Annotated in this window: 21 protein-coding genes; 16 read left to right on the top strand and 5 right to left on the bottom strand. The window is 60.6% G+C overall.

The features are described from left to right. From AC0969_RS19520 to AC0969_RS19460, 13 genes are all read left to right on the top strand, one after another. Positions 1-127 (top strand): EF-Tu C-terminal domain-related protein (locus AC0969_RS19520; RefSeq protein ID WP_479623952.1); only part of this gene is annotated, 127 nt, incomplete at its 5' end. A 17-nt stretch (positions 128-144) separates the two neighbouring features. After that, complete coding sequence (rpsJ, locus tag AC0969_RS19515; protein WP_019575636.1) at positions 145-459, top strand: 30S ribosomal protein S10; 315 nt, start codon at positions 145-147, stop codon at positions 457-459. 203 nt (positions 460-662) lie between these two features. Next, the gene (gene rplC / locus AC0969_RS19510) at positions 663-1,337 is read left to right on the top strand and encodes a 50S ribosomal protein L3 (RefSeq protein ID WP_348028308.1); all 675 of its coding nucleotides are present in this window, start codon (positions 663-665) and stop codon (positions 1,335-1,337) included. Continuing rightward, entirely contained in the window at positions 1,337-1,957 is a 621-nt protein-coding gene (gene rplD / locus AC0969_RS19505; protein ID WP_479625812.1) for a 50S ribosomal protein L4, read from the top strand. Before rplC ends, rplD begins: the two co-directional genes overlap by 1 nt. 5 nt (positions 1,958-1,962) lie before the next feature. Beyond that, the gene (rplW, locus tag AC0969_RS19500) at positions 1,963-2,283 is read left to right on the top strand and encodes a 50S ribosomal protein L23 (protein WP_479625811.1); all 321 of its coding nucleotides are present in this window, start codon (positions 1,963-1,965) and stop codon (positions 2,281-2,283) included. A gap of 2 nt (positions 2,284-2,285) precedes the next feature. Beyond that, entirely contained in the window at positions 2,286-3,110 is an 825-nt protein-coding gene (rplB, locus tag AC0969_RS19495; RefSeq protein WP_295952982.1) for a 50S ribosomal protein L2, read from the top strand. 11 nt (positions 3,111-3,121) lie between these two features. Continuing rightward, positions 3,122-3,400: a 30S ribosomal protein S19 gene (gene rpsS / locus AC0969_RS19490; protein WP_295952987.1), complete on the top strand. Its 279-nt coding sequence runs from the start codon at positions 3,122-3,124 to the stop codon at positions 3,398-3,400. Between the two features lie 9 nt (positions 3,401-3,409). Beyond that, positions 3,410-3,739 carry a 50S ribosomal protein L22 gene (gene rplV, locus AC0969_RS19485; RefSeq protein ID WP_479625810.1) on the top strand — a complete coding sequence of 110 codons (330 nt, stop codon included), beginning with the start codon at positions 3,410-3,412 and terminating at the stop codon, positions 3,737-3,739. A gap of 13 nt (positions 3,740-3,752) precedes the next feature. Then, entirely contained in the window at positions 3,753-4,655 is a 903-nt protein-coding gene (gene rpsC, locus AC0969_RS19480; protein ID WP_479625809.1) for a 30S ribosomal protein S3, read from the top strand. A 2-nt stretch (positions 4,656-4,657) separates the two neighbouring features. Continuing rightward, a complete protein-coding gene (gene rplP / locus AC0969_RS19475; RefSeq protein WP_209393184.1) occupies positions 4,658-5,074 on the top strand; it encodes a 50S ribosomal protein L16 in 417 nt (138 codons plus the stop codon). Between the two features lie 13 nt (positions 5,075-5,087). Beyond that, positions 5,088-5,297 carry a 50S ribosomal protein L29 gene (rpmC, locus tag AC0969_RS19470; RefSeq protein ID WP_479625808.1) on the top strand — a complete coding sequence of 70 codons (210 nt, stop codon included), beginning with the start codon at positions 5,088-5,090 and terminating at the stop codon, positions 5,295-5,297. An 11-nt stretch (positions 5,298-5,308) separates the two neighbouring features. Further along, positions 5,309-5,578 (top strand): 30S ribosomal protein S17, encoded by a 270-nt coding sequence (gene rpsQ, locus AC0969_RS19465; RefSeq protein ID WP_295952998.1) that lies wholly within the window; start codon positions 5,309-5,311, stop codon positions 5,576-5,578. 97 nt (positions 5,579-5,675) lie between these two features. Then, positions 5,676-6,185, top strand: a complete 510-nt coding sequence (locus tag AC0969_RS19460; RefSeq protein ID WP_479625807.1) for a redoxin family protein — start codon at positions 5,676-5,678, stop codon at positions 6,183-6,185. A gap of 84 nt (positions 6,186-6,269) precedes the next feature. On the opposite strand, the gene AC0969_RS19455 is transcribed toward AC0969_RS19460, so the two are convergent. Continuing rightward, entirely contained in the window at positions 6,270-7,142 is an 873-nt protein-coding gene (locus tag AC0969_RS19455) for a LysR substrate-binding domain-containing protein (RefSeq protein ID WP_479625806.1), read from the bottom strand. Positions 7,143-7,212: 70 nt separating this feature from the next. Between AC0969_RS19455 and asd the strand changes: the two genes are divergently transcribed. Beyond that, positions 7,213-8,055 (top strand): archaetidylserine decarboxylase, encoded by an 843-nt coding sequence (gene asd / locus AC0969_RS19450; protein ID WP_479625805.1) that lies wholly within the window; start codon positions 7,213-7,215, stop codon positions 8,053-8,055. A 105-nt stretch (positions 8,056-8,160) separates the two neighbouring features. On the opposite strand, the gene purU is transcribed toward asd, so the two are convergent. The 4 genes from purU to AC0969_RS19430 are packed head-to-tail and all read right to left on the bottom strand — an operon-like array spanning position 8,161 to position 11,166. Further along, a complete protein-coding gene (gene purU / locus AC0969_RS19445) occupies positions 8,161-9,009 on the bottom strand; it encodes a formyltetrahydrofolate deformylase (protein ID WP_479625804.1) in 849 nt (282 codons plus the stop codon). Further along, entirely contained in the window at positions 9,006-9,785 is a 780-nt protein-coding gene (locus tag AC0969_RS19440; RefSeq protein ID WP_479625803.1) for a ChaN family lipoprotein, read from the bottom strand. The genes purU and AC0969_RS19440 overlap by 4 nt, the downstream gene beginning before the upstream one ends. 5 nt (positions 9,786-9,790) lie before the next feature. Next, positions 9,791-10,084: a BTH_I0359 family protein gene (locus AC0969_RS19435; RefSeq protein ID WP_479625802.1), complete on the bottom strand. Its 294-nt coding sequence runs from the start codon at positions 10,082-10,084 to the stop codon at positions 9,791-9,793. Positions 10,085-10,143: 59 nt separating this feature from the next. Then, positions 10,144-11,166 (bottom strand): DUF3108 domain-containing protein, encoded by a 1,023-nt coding sequence (locus AC0969_RS19430; protein WP_479625801.1) that lies wholly within the window; start codon positions 11,164-11,166, stop codon positions 10,144-10,146. A gap of 65 nt (positions 11,167-11,231) precedes the next feature. Between AC0969_RS19430 and AC0969_RS19425 the strand changes: the two genes are divergently transcribed. Both AC0969_RS19425 and AC0969_RS19420 read left to right on the top strand, forming a co-directional pair. Next, positions 11,232-12,206 (top strand): fumarylacetoacetate hydrolase family protein, encoded by a 975-nt coding sequence (locus AC0969_RS19425; RefSeq protein WP_479625800.1) that lies wholly within the window; start codon positions 11,232-11,234, stop codon positions 12,204-12,206. 20 nt (positions 12,207-12,226) lie between these two features. After that, a complete protein-coding gene (locus tag AC0969_RS19420) occupies positions 12,227-12,625 on the top strand; it encodes an energy transducer TonB family protein (RefSeq protein WP_479625799.1) in 399 nt (132 codons plus the stop codon). The last annotated feature ends 264 nt before the right edge of the window (positions 12,626-12,889 follow it).

Here is a 12,889-nt window from a genome sequence, read left to right as displayed (position 1 = left end):
GGGCGATAACGTGTCGATCACCGTCAAGCTGATCAACCCCATCGCCATGGAAGAAGGTCTGCGCTTCGCTATCCGCGAAGGCGGCAAGACCGTCGGCGCCGGTGTGGTTGCCAAGATCATTGCTTAATTAGACAAGGAACCATTATGTCTACCAAGCAAAAAATCCGCATCCGCCTGAAGGCGTTCGACTACAAACTCATCGACCAATCGGCCGCTGAAATTGTGGATACCGCAAAGCGCACTGGCGCGATTGTCAAGGGCCCCGTGCCTTTGCCAACCCGCATGAAGCGTTTCGACATCCTGCGTTCGCCGCACGTCAACAAGACCAGCCGTGACCAGTTTGAAATCCGTACGCACCAGCGTCTGATGGACATCGTTGACCCGACAGATAAAACTGTTGACGCGTTGATGAAGCTCGATCTGCCTGCTGGCGTGGACGTCGAAATCAAGCTGCAATAAAGCAATCGGTGTGGTTTTTGCGCAAGCGGGAGCCACCCAACCCCCAAGGAAATAGCCTGCACTTGCCTCAAATCCAAGTGCGGGCTATACTCCAAGGCTGCGCTGAAATTCGCAAGGGTTTCAGTGCAGTTTTATTAACAGTCTTTCACGCAAAAACCGTGTAGCCAATTGCAGTTACACGGGTGGAAGTTACGGAGAAAACAATGAGTCAAAGCAACTCCCTAGGGTTGCTGGGCCGCAAGGTAGGCATGATGCGCCTATTCACCGATGACGGGGACGCAGTTCCTGTGACGGTGGTAGACGTATCTAACAACCGTGTCACCCAGATCAAAACCCAAGAGAACGACGGTTATGTGGCCCTGCAGGTCACATTCGGCGCACGCAAAGCTTCGCGTGTGACCAAGCCGGCGGCCGGTCACCTTGCGAAAGCAGGCGTTGAAGCCGGTGAAATCATCCAAGAATTCCGCGTCACGTCCGATGCAGCAGCCCAGTACAAGCCGGGTTCTGTGGTCGCCGCTGGTGCAGTCTTCGCAGTGGGTCAAAAAGTCGACGTGCAAGGCACCACGATTGGTAAAGGCTTTGCCGGCACCATCAAGCGCCACCACATGAAGTCGCAGCGCGCCTCGCACGGTAACAGCCGTTCGCACAATGTTCCTGGCTCCATTGGTATGGCCCAGGATCCGGGCCGTGTGTTCCCTGGTAAGCGCATGACGGGTCATTTGGGTGTGGACACAGTCACCACCCAAAACCTCGACGTGATCCGCATCGACGAAGCCCGTCAACTGCTTTTGATCCGGGGCGCAGTTCCTGGTTCCAAAGGTGGTTTTGTGACGGTGCGCCACGCCATCAAGGCCAAAGTAACGCAAGGAGCGAACTAATGCAGCTCGAACTCCTGAATGACCAAGGCCAAGCCGCATCCAAGTTTGATGCGTCTGAAGCTGTATTCGGTCGTGCTTACAACGAAGATCTGGTGCACCAGGTTGTAGTCGCTTTCCAAGCTAATGCGCGTCAAGGCACCCGTGCCCAAAAAGACCGTGAGCAGGTTCGCCACTCGACCAAGAAGCCGTTCAAGCAAAAGGGAACTGGCCGCGCTCGCGCCGGTATGACCTCCTCGCCCCTGTGGCGCGGCGGCGGTCGTATTTTCCCGAATATGCCAGACGAAAACTTCACGCAAAAAATCAACAAGAAGATGTACCGCGCTGGTATGGCTGCGATTTTGTCGCAGTTGGCCCGTGAAGGTCGTCTGGCCGTCGTTGACTCGCTGACCGTCGATTCGCCCAAGACCAAGCCCTTAGCGGCTAAGTTCAAGGCTATGAATCTGGCGTCGGTGTTGGTCATCGCTGATCAAATTGATGAAAACCTGTATTTGGCTTCCCGCAATCTGGTCAACATTCTTGTGGTTGAGCCCCGCTACGCCGATCCGGTGTCGCTGGTCCACTACAAGAAGGTTTTGGTGACCAAGGCTGCCATGGACAAACTCCAGGAGATGTTCGCATGAGCCGCATGAACTCGACGAAGCGTCAATTTGACGAAGGCCGTCTGATGCAGGTGCTGATCGCTCCCATCGTGTCTGAAAAGGCAACTATGGTGGCTGAGAAGTCCAACGCAGTGACGTTCAAGGTACTCCAGGACGCGACCAAGCACGAGATCATGGCTGCAGTGCAGCTGATGTTCAAGGTGGAAGTCAAGGGCGTTTCTGTGGTCAATACCAAAGGCAAAACCAAGCGTTTTGGCAAATCCATCGGTCGCCGCGACAACGTTCGCAAGGCCTATGTGACGCTCAAACCTGGTCAAGAGCTGAACCTGACCGGGGAGGCCGCGTAATCATGGCTGTCATTAAAATGAAACCCACTTCACCAGGCCAACGCGGCATGGTGAAGATCTCGCGTGACCACCTGTACAAGGGTGCTCCTCACGCGGCGCTGTTGGAACCTCAGTTCCAAAAAGCGGGCCGTAACAACAATGGCCATATAACCATTCGCCACCGTGGCGGCGGTCATAAGCACCATTACCGCGTTGTGGACTTTGTCCGTAACAAGGATGGCATTCCCGCAAAGGTTGAGCGTATTGAATACGATCCAAACCGTACGGCCCACATCGCTCTGGTGTGCTATGCCGACGGCGAGCGTCGTTACATCATTGCGCCCCGTGGCCTAGAAGCTGGTGCAAGCCTGATGAGCGGTGCAGAAGCACCGATCCGCGCAGGCAACACTTTGCCGATCCGTAACATCCCTGTGGGTTCGACTATCCACTGCATCGAGCTCAAGCCCGGTGCAGGTGCGCAGATCGCCCGTTCGGCTGGTACCTCGGCAACGCTGTTGGCACGTGAAGGCATCTACGCCCAGGTGCGTATGCGCTCCGGTGAAGTTCGCAAGATCCACATCGAATGCCGCGCCACCATTGGTGAAGTAGCCAACGAAGAACACAGCCTGCGCCGTTTGGGCAAGGCCGGTGCCAAGCGTTGGAAGGGTATCCGCCCAACCGTTCGCGGTGTGGTCATGAATCCTGTCGATCACCCACACGGCGGTGGTGAAGGTAAGACCGGCGAAGGCCGTCATCCAGTCGATCCTTGGGGCAATCTGACCAAGGGTTACCGTACCCGTAACAACAAGCGCACCCAAGTGATGGTGGTGTCGCGTCGCAAGAAGTAAGGGGTAGCTAGATGACTCGCTCACTTAAAAAAGGTCCCTTCGTAGACCACCATTTGTTGGCCAAGGCTGAAAAAGCCGTCGCCATCAAAGACAAAAAGCCAATTAAGACCTGGTCGCGTCGTTCCATGATCTTGCCCGATTTCATCGGCCTGACCATTGCTGTGCACAACGGCAAACAGCACGTCCCTGTCTATATTACCGACCAAATGGTGGGCCATAAGTTGGGAGAGTTCGCACTCACCCGTACTTTCAAGGGTCACCCTGCCGACAAAAAAGTCGTGCGGAAATAAGGAAAGACCATGGAAACACGTGCAGTCCTTCGCGGCGTGCGTTTGTCAGTAGACAAAGGCCGTCTGGTCGCAGATTTGATCCGCGGCAAAAAGGTAGACCAAGCCCTGAACGTCTTGGAGTTCACACAGAAAAAAGCTGCTGTGATCATCAAGAAGGTTCTGGAATCGGCTATCGCCAACGCTGAGCATAATGACGGTGCCGACATTGACGAGTTGAGGGTGAAAACCATCTTCGTCGAACAAGGTGCCACTCTCAAGCGTTTCACAGCCCGTGCAAAAGGCCGTGGTAACAGTATCAGCAAGCCCACGTGCCATGTGTACGTGACGGTCGGTAACTAAAAGGTCGGAAGATATGGGACAAAAAATCCACCCTACCGGCTTTCGTTTGTCGGTCAGCCGTAACTGGTCCAGCCGTTGGTACGCAAGCAACAACGACTTCGCCGGCATGCTGGCCGAAGACATCAAGGTACGTGAGTACCTGAAAGCCAAACTGAAGAACGCTTCGGTTTCGCGCATTTTGATCGAGCGTCCAGCCAAGAACGCCCGTATCACGATTTTCTCGGCTCGTCCGGGCGTCGTGATCGGCAAAAAAGGCGAAGACATCGAGAACCTCAAGCGTGAGCTGGCCAAGCAATTGGGCGTGCCCGTCGCAGTCAACATCGAAGAAGTGCGCAAGCCCGAAATCGATGCCAAGCTGATTGCCGACAGCATCACCCAGCAGCTGGAAAAGCGCATCATGTTCCGCCGTGCTATGAAGCGCGCCATGCAAAACGCCATGCGTCTGGGTGCCCTGGGCATCAAGATCATGTCGTCTGGCCGTCTGAATGGTATTGAAATCGCTCGTTGCGAGTGGTACCGCGAAGGTCGCGTGCCACTGCACACCTTGCGTGCGGACATCGACTACGGCACATCCGAAGCCAAAACCACTTACGGCATTATTGGCGTGAAGGTTTGGGTCTACAAGGGTGATACCTTGGGTCGTAACGATCTGCCTGCTGTGCAAGAGCCGCGCAATGATGAAGAACGTCGTCCCCGTGGACCCCGTCGCGATGATCGCGGTGGCCGTCCTGGTGGCAATGACCGTCCTCCAGCTCGTGGTCCCCGCCGTCCTGTGGGTGCCAATGCGGCTCCTGCGGACGGTAGCGACAAACCTGTTGAAGCCACAGGTGCTACGGCACCGAAATCTACCGTTCAGCGCGTCCGTAAAGTAGCCGCGCCTGCTGCACCTGGTGCAGCTGACGGTAAAGGAGAATAAACATGTTGCAACCCGCGCGTCGCAAGTACCGCAAAGAGCAAAAAGGCCGTAACACCGGCATCGCAACCCGGGGTAGCTCGGTTGCGTTTGGTGATTTCGGTCTGAAGTGCACAGACCGTGGCCGTCTGACGGCCCGCCAGATTGAAGCCGCACGCCGTGCGATTTCCCGCCACGTCAAACGTGGTGGTCGTATCTGGATCCGTGTGTTCCCCGACAAGCCAATTTCCCAAAAACCTGCTGAAGTGCGGATGGGTAACGGCAAGGGTAACCCCGAGTACTACGTGGCTGAAATTCAGCCCGGCAAAATCGTGTTTGAAATCGTCGGTGTTTCCGAAGAGTTGGCCCGTGAAGCGTTCCGTTTGGCAGCTGCCAAACTACCTTTGCGTACCACCTTCGTGGCCCGCATGATTGGTCAGTGATCAGGAGATTGAGATGACGAAAGCTACTGAATTACGTACCAAAGACGTTGCCGGCCTGCAAACTGAAGTGAAAGCGCTGCAACGCGCCCATTTCGGTCTGCGCATGCAAAAAGCCACGCAACAACTCAACAACACAGCTACGCTGCGCACTGCGCGCCGTGACATTGCCCGCGCCAAGACTATTCTTGTCGAGAAGCAATCTGCTGATACATCTGCTAAGTAAGGAGCAACAACATGACGGAAGCTAAAACATCCCTCAAGCGCACCTTGGTTGGCAAGGTGGTCAGCGACAAGCGTACGAAGACTGTGACTGTGCTGATCGAGCGCCGTGTGAAGCACGAGCTCTACGGCAAGATTGTTGGCAAGTCGAGCAAGTACCACGCCCATGACGAAAAGGGCGAGTACAAGCTGGGCGACACCATCGAGATCACGGAAAGCCGTCCGATCTCTAAAACCAAGAACTGGGTTGCGACCCGTCTGGTGCAAAAGGCTATTGCAGTTTAAACCTGCAAACTAGTTAAAAAACGGCTCACAATGTGGGCCGTTTTTGTTTTTGGGCTCTGAACGAGCCCATTTTTATTTCTAACCTCAAGGAGCACACATGATCAAAGTCGGCGACACCCTGCCATCCACCACCCTGATGGAATTCATTGAAATTGAAGGCGAAGGTTGCAGCATCGGCCCGAATCCGGTCGATGTCAGCAAGGCCACCGCAGGTAAGACGATTGCCCTGTTTGCCCTGCCTGGCGCGTTTACGCCTACCTGCTCAGCCCAGCACGTGCCCGGTTATGTGCAGAACTTTGAAGCCTTCAAGGCTGCGGGCGTGGACGAAATCTGGTGCATCAGCGTGAACGATGCGTTCGTGATGGGTGCTTGGGGCCGTGACCAGAAGACGGCTGGCAAGGTGCGCATGCTGGGTGACGGCAGCGCCGCATTCACCACCGCCGCCGGTCTGGTGCTGGACCTGACCGCGAAGGGCTTGGGTATCCGCAGCCACCGTTATTCCATGTTGGTGAAAAACGGCGTGGTGCAAACCTTGAACCTGGAAGACGGCGGCAAGCTGGAAGTTAGCGGCGCTGAAACCCTCTTGGCCCAAGCCAAAGCTGCTTAAGCCTTCTGCTATTTAAATAAGAGCTGCTCGTGCAGGTGGTACCTACGCTAGCGGCTCTTTTTGTTTAAATCGCGGGTGGCGTGTTCAGGCCATTGCTTTCTTGAGCCAGTCGGCAAACGCCGCGCATTCCCAGCGGTCCATTGCGCCAGTGTTCCAGCACAGGTAGTGCGCATGCGGGCTGGGCACGCTGCGTGGGAACAGGCGCACCAATGCGCCGTTTTCTAGCCACGGGGCGCCCAGGCGCAGGCGCACCAGGCCAATGCCCATTCCGGCGGCAGCGGCATCGCACATTAAACCAATATCGTTGAATTGCGAGCCCTCGACCGGTTCTGGCCAGTCCAGCTGGTGGGCGGCAAACCAGGTGCGCCAGGGCTCCAGTGGGCTGCGCAGCAGGCGTGCGCCTTCCAAGTCGGCCACCGTCTCGAATGGCCCGTGCTCGCGCACAAAGCTGGGCGAGGCCAGGGGCGTGACTTCGTCGCGGGTCAGGCAGACATGCTCCACATCGGCGTAGCGGCCGGTGCCAAAGCGCACCATCAGATCGGCATCTTCGGCCACCACATCCAGCAGCGGAATCGAGACTTGCAGCGTCAGGTCGATCTCGGGGTAGGCCTCGGTGAACTGGCGCAGGCGCGGGATCAGGATGGCGCGGGCGAAGGTGGGCGTAACGGCCAGCCGCAGCTTGCGCTTGCCGGGGGCCGACTGGGCGCTGGGGAAGCGCTCCAGAATCGCCAGGCCTTCGCGCACATGGGCCAGGTACTCGCTGCCCTCGGTGGTGAGCGAAAAGTCGGCCCGGCCAAACAGCTTGGTGCCGAGAATCTGCTCCAGCTGCTTGATCCGGTGGCTGACCGCGCTGGGGGTGACGCACAGCTCCTCGGCCGCCTGCGTCACGCTGCGCAACCGGGCCAGCGCCTCGAAGGTCAACAGGCACTGGATCGGGGGTATACGTGTAACGCTCATGCCCGGATTGTCCCCTGTGTGGTGGCCACCGCTGACTACAATGGCCCCCTTTTTGCCTAGGGGATTGCGCGTGTCTGACCGTTTCAAAGTGTGGCTGCAGTACCTGCTGCCCAAGCACGCCATCACCGCTTTTGGCTGGCATGTTGCCACGGCGCGTGCCGGCAGCATTACCACAGGGATCATCCGCTGGTTCGTCGCTAAGTACGGGGTGAATATGGCCGAGGCCGCCAACCCGGACATCACCAGCTACGCCAGCTTCAACGCGTTCTTCACCCGCGCCCTGAAGCCCGGTGCGCGCCCGCTGGCCACCGCCGATCTGGTGTGCCCGGTGGACGGTGCGATCAGCCAGTTTGGCCGCATCGAACGCGACCAGATCTTTCAGGCCAAGGGCCATACCTTTTCGACCACGGCACTGGTGGGTGGCGATGCGGCGCTGGGTGCGCTGTTCGAGAACGGCCACTTTGCCAACATTTACCTGAGCCCCAAGGACTACCACCGCATCCACATGCCCTGCGACGGGCAGCTGACGCGCATGGTCTATGTGCCGGGCGATTTGTTCTCGGTGAACCCGGTCACGGCGCAGGGCGTGCCGGGGCTGTTTGCGCGCAATGAGCGGGTGGTATGTGTGTTTGACTCGGCCCGTGGGCCATTCGTGCTGGTGCTGGTGGGGGCCGCCATCGTCGGCAGCATGGCCACTGTCTGGCAGGGCATCATCAATCCGCCGCGCGGCCCGGTGCGCGAATGGCGTTATGACGATAAAAAAATTGAACTGAAACAGGGCGACGAGATGGGCCGCTTCCTGCTGGGCTCCACTGTGGTGATGCTGTTCCCCAAGGGGCCGCTCACCTTCAACCCCGCCTGGGCACCCGCGGGTAGCGTGCGGCTGGGCGAGGTGATGGCCAATCAGCTTTAAGGCTCACCCCCAGGCTACGCTGCGCTACGCCAACCCCCTTGCAGGGGGCGATACCAGTGGCCCGGCGAAGCCGGTTCCACGGTATCCCTGGAGAAGGCAGGAGGCCTATTTAAAAATCACCGTCTTGTGGCCGTTGATGAGCACACGGTGCTCGCTGTGCCACTTGACGGCGCGGGCCAGCACTTGGCTCTCGGTGTCGCGGCCCTGGGCGGTGAAGTGCTCTACGGTGCGGCTGTGGTCTACACGGGCCACGTCTTGCTCGATGATCGGGCCTTCGTCCAGGTCGGCCGTCACGTAGTGGGCGGTGGCCCCGATCAGCTTCACGCCCCGGTCGTGCGCCTGGTAGTAGGGCTTGGCACCCTTGAAGCTGGGCAGAAAGCTGTGGTGGATGTTGATGGCCCGCCCGGCCAGCTTGCGGCACAGGTCGTCGCTCAAAATCTGCATGTAGCGCGCCAGCACCACCAGCTCTGCGCCTTCGCTTTCGATCACTTCATAGATGCGGCCCTCGGCCTGGGCTTTGGTGGCGGCGGTGACCGGGATGTGGTGGAACGGCACGTTGTAGCTGGCCGCCAGCTGGTAGAACTCGCGGTGGTTGCTGACGATGGCCCGGATGTCCAGCGGCAGCAGGCCGCTTTTCCAGCGGAACAGCAGGTCGTTCAGGCAGTGGCCTTCCTTGCTGACCATCAGCACGGTGCGCACCGGTGCGGCCGCATCGTGCAGGCTCCAGCGCATGGCGAAGCCTTCGGCAAATGGGGCTAGCTGGCTGCGCAACTCCGTGGTGGCCATGGCCTCGCTGGCGCACTGCACACGCATGAAGAACAAACCCGTGTCGGGGTCGTTGTACTGGGCGGCTTCTTCGATGTTGCAGCCGCGTTCCAGCAAAAAGCCGGAAACCGCGTGCACGATGCCCGGGCGGTCGGGGCACGATAAGGTGAGGATGTGGGCGTAAGTCATTGGGGCTGGATTGTCGCGCAGTAGTCGGTGGGCGGAGTGCGGGGTGTGCGCCAGATGCTATCAAAATTTACTATGCTTTTAGGAGCTGCTTGCGCAGGTTCTACTTGCAGCAGAACCGCTTTTGAGTGCAAGTTTTCGGGCAGATATTGCGGAATCCCCAGGCTGCGGTCTACATGGCCCGCTCCGGCCAGCAGCAGCACCGTCTTGCCGGGCACGGTGGCGGCTTGCAGGGTCTGCGCCATCGCCTGGTCGCGGGCGATCTGGATGCGGGTCATGGGGCCTATCTGGCTCTCGGGCAGCAGGCCGCAGTGGCCGAGGCGGATGGCCTGCTGCTGGGCCTTCAGCGCCGGGCCGGGCAGCAGTCCATCGAGCCGGGTGTTGGCCATCGCTGCACGCATCTGCGCCCGTGGCAGGTTGCCGCCCAGCACCGGCACCCCGGCTTGTACGGCGGCCATCACGGCGGGGCCGTAGGCGGCCCAGGGCCAGCCGGTGTCGTTCCAGTGCAGGGCGGTTTGGACTTCGGTGGCGCTGGCGGAGGCGGGCAGGCCGGTGCTGCTGCGGCCTTGCTCGGCCATCTCCAGCACTAGGGCAGCCAGTTGGTTTTGTGCCGCAAGGGCTTCTACGGCCTCGCGGTGGATGCGTTGGTGGTCGGGCGCGTCGTGTTGTTCGCCCAGCAGGATGGCATCCGCGGGCAGCAGCGCCAGGGTGCGGTTCGGCACAACGCTGGCGCAGCCGGTCAACAAGGCCGTGGCCAGCAAGGCGGCGCGTAGCAGCATCACGTCTAGTGGATGGCGACCGGGTTTTGTGCCAGCCCGGCGTACTGCTCCAGCGTGTCTTCCACTTCTTCTTGGGTGGGGGTGTTGAGCTGCCAGGCGGCGATGTGGCGCTGGAATAGTTCGGCCCAAGAGCCATCCAGATACACCTCTTTGCCGGAGCGTTTGTCGACGATCTCAAAGCCGTGGCGCTCCAGCACGGGTGGGCGGGGCGTGTCTAGCGCTGGCAGCAGGGCTTGCAGGGCGGCGACAGGTTGCATGTGGACCACCACAAAGGATTCGGAGTCGTACAAGGTGTTCATGGTGGGGTCCTTATTTCAAAGCTACAGCACAGTTGGAGACGGACGGGCGGGTTTCAAGCTTAGGGCTTTTCCACGCCGCGCAGCTGCTGGTCGATGTAATCCCCGTTGGCATTCGTGATTTTTAGCCGCACCGGCAGGTATCCCATGCCGGGTGCCAGCCAGAGTTCGACTTTTTGGTCGAAAGGTTTGCGCGGGTTGCGGGTGAGTTTTTGGGTGTCTATCTCGCCACTCGGCAGGTGGATTTTCTTGCGCTCTTCCACGGTGAATATCCAGGTGTCGGCATCCTTGGGGCCGATGGTCTGGATGGCTAGCGCCGCACCGGGCGGGTATTGGGCGGGTTCGGCGGCCAGGATGCCGGCGATTTGCAGGATCACGCTGAGCTGGTCTTGCGCGGCGGTTTGCAGCGCCACATCGGGCGTGTTGGCGCTGAAGCTGGCGCGCCGCTGGGCCTGGTCAAAGTGGGCGGCCTGCTCGGTGCGCCATTTGTCGGCGAAGCGCTGCGGGGCCAGGCCCCCGGGCGTGATGCTGCCGGTACTGGTGCGGGTGCGCGAGCCCAAAAACAGCATGCTGGCTTGCAGCGTAGCCTCGTAATGCTGGCCGTCCTGCGTCCACAGCAGCTCGCCACGGGCGTTGTAGCGCAGCTTTTTGGCCTCGCCCGTCAGGTCATACAGCAGGCGCACCGGGTCGGGGAAGGCAAACACCGTGGCGTGGGTCAGCGGCATGGCGGGGGCGGATGCCGGTGCTGCGGGGGGGGGCGGTTCGGGCGGCGGTGCTTCTACGGGCGCGGGGGCCGACGCGGGCGGTTCGGGGGGCGTGGGTGGTACGGGGATCGGGTCCGCCGGAATGTCTGCGAGTGCCACGGTGGCGGGCGCATACGGTGGCGCTGGTACTGGTGCAGGACGTACCGGCTTGGGCGCGGCGGGCGCAGGGGGGGCGGCCACGACCGGCGGCGGGGCGGCGATGCTGCGGGTGTTCAGGGCCTGCACCACCGTGGGGGCTTGCACGTGCAGCAGAGGCGGCACGCTGCGCAGCAGCGCCACATGGGCTAGCGCCACCGTGGCCGCGAGGGCCAGCAAGGGCAAAGAGGGCTTCGGTAAACTCATTGGGCTATGCAACGCTTCATCCCCATCACCCGTCTTAGTCCTGTATGAAATTGGCCACTTACCAAGACGGTTCCCGCGACGGCCAGCTCGTGGTGGTGTCGCGCGATCTGGCCACCGCCCATTATGCGACCGGCATCGCCAGCCGTTTGCAGCAGGTGCTGGACGACTGGGGCTTCCTCAGCCCGCAGCTGCAAGACCTGTTTGATGCGCTCAACCAGGGCCGCGCCCGCCACCCGTTTGCGTTTGATCCACGCCAGTGCCTGGCCCCGTTGCCGCGTGCGTTCCAGTGGGTGGAGGGCCAGGCCTATCCCAGCCTGCTACAACCCCGTGAGAGCAACACCGGCCCGGTGCTAGCCCCCGGCAGTGGCGACGCTTTGGCCGGTGCGTGCGACCCGCTGCGCTATGCGTCCGAGGCGCTGGGCATCGACTTCGGCGCGGGCATTGCCGCCATCACCGCCGACGTGCCCCAGGGCGTGACCCCGCCGCAGGCACTCGACGGCGTGCGCCTGCTGGTGCTGACCAACAGCGTGCGTTTGCGCAGCCTGGAGGCGGCCGAGCAGGCCAAAGGCGCAGGCTGGGTGCAAAGTGCGCCCGCCACCGCGTTCAGCCCGGTGGCCATCACGCTTGACGAGCTGGGCGAATCCTGGGACAAAGGCCGCGTCCACCTGCCGCTGCACACCAGCTGGAACGGCCGCAAGGTGGGCATGTGCGATGCTGGGCCCGAGATGCAATTCCACTTTGGCCAGCTCATCGCCCACCTGTGCAGCACGCGGGCGGTGCGGGCGGGCAGCATCGTCGGCTCCGGCCCGGTGGCCAACGCGGGTACGGGCAGCAAAAGCAAATCGCAGTGGCCCAAGGGCTACCACAGCATTGCGGAAAAGCGGGCCATGGAAACCCAGCTCGGCGGGCAGGCCAGCACCGGCTATATGCAGTTTGGCGACGCCGTGCGCATCGAGATGAAGGGCCGGGATGGGCTGAGCTTGTTCGGTGCGATTGACCAAGAGTTGGTGCCACGTTGAACACTTTTTTGAGGAATCCTATGCAGCGATATCTGGTCCGTGGATGTTTGGCCGCCGTGGTGGCCGTATTGGTGGGCTGTGCCTCGACCCCGCCCGAGGCCGACTGGCCTGAGCAGCAAGTCAGCATCGACGACATGCGTGCCACTGGCCCCTGGGTGGCGAAGATTCCGCTGCCCGCCATCGACCTGGTCCGCGACCGCACGCGCAGCAGCACGGTGGTGTTGCAGTTGCAGGTGGCTGCCGATGGCCAGGTCCAGCGGGCGCGGGTGGCTGAGACCAGCCGCAACGCCTTGCTGGACGAGGCCGCGCTGCTGTCGGCACGGGCGCTGCGCTTTGTGCCCTACAGCGAAAACGGTGTGGCCTTGCCCGTGACCGTAGTCGCCCCCATGACTTTCAAGTTCTACGACCGGCCCCGGTGAGTTGTCACACCCCCAGGCTACACACTGCGTGTTTTCGCCAACCCCCTTGCAGGGGACAACACCAGCAGCCTGGCGGAGCCAGTTCTGCGGTGTTTCTGGCTAGCGGACGTTCTGCCTGGATGTTGGGTTATGGGTATTTTTGCTATGTAATTGAGCCACTTGCACAACCACTCAAAGATGTAATTTCCTGTCGATTGGGAGTCGAATTTTTGAGGGTGAAGGTGTAGGCGCAGCCACTGGGAAGTGACATCATCTGGTTTACCA

The organism is Rhodoferax sp. LB1P47 (assembly GCF_056521445.1).
This window is presented reverse-complemented; position numbering and strand designations above follow the sequence as displayed.